General features: G+C 54.7%; 1 protein-coding gene. It reads left to right on the top strand.

The genetic code is table 11. The features are described from left to right. Window positions 1-921 (top strand): hypothetical protein (locus ACO0KZ_RS20435; protein WP_422998623.1); only part of this gene is annotated, 921 nt, incomplete at both ends.

Genomic DNA, 921 nt, shown 5'->3' with positions numbered 1-921 from the left:
TGAGCACGATCGACGACACCATTGTTGATTCTGCGACACCGGAAACACTGCCATTAGTTGTTGGCGGCGCGACGGGTATAGGCGGTATTCTCGATAATGAAAAGCCGACCATTACATCAGTGGAACCGGGTGCGCCAGGTAGTGGTGACGACAATGTGGTGGAAGGCAACAACTTGGTCTATACCGTCAGTCTGTCGGCAGCGACGAACACGGCGACGACCTACGCCTATAGTTTGGGTGGTGGCAGTGCAACGGCGACCAGCGATTACAACACGACACCGGTCTTCTCCAATGGTGTCACGCTCTCGGGCGGCAATGTGATTGTACCGAGTGGCGTGACGGCCTTTACGGTCACCGTGACCACGATCGACGACACCATCGTTGATTCTGCGACACCGGAAACACTGCCATTAGTCATTGGCGGTGCGACGGGTACGGGTGGTATTCTCGATAATGAGAAGCCGACCATCACCACGATAGAACCAGGTGCCCCAGGTGCTGGAGATGACAATGTGGTCGAAGGCAACAACCTGGTCTACACCGTCAGTTTGTCGGCAGCGACGAATACGCTATCGACCTATGCTTACACTTTGGGCGGTGGAACTGCCACGGCTACGAGTGACTACAACACGACCCCGGTGTTCAGTAATGGCGTTACCTTGGTCGGTGGCAATGTGATTGTACCGAGTGGTGTGACGGCCTTTACGGTCACCGTGAGCACGATTGATGATACGGTGATTGATTCAGCGTCCCCTGAAACACTGCCTTTAGTGATAGGCGGCGCAACGGGTACGGGCGGTATCTTGGATAATGAAAAGCCGTCGGTGACGAAAGTAGAACCGGGCTTGACAGGAACCGCCGATGACAATGTGACGGAAGGTGCAAACTTAGTCTATACGGTCAGTTTGTCGGCAGCGACCA

The organism is Undibacterium sp. Di24W, assembly GCF_049340325.1.
Lineage (GTDB): Bacteria > Pseudomonadota > Gammaproteobacteria > Burkholderiales > Burkholderiaceae_D > Undibacterium.
This window is presented reverse-complemented; position numbering and strand designations above follow the sequence as displayed.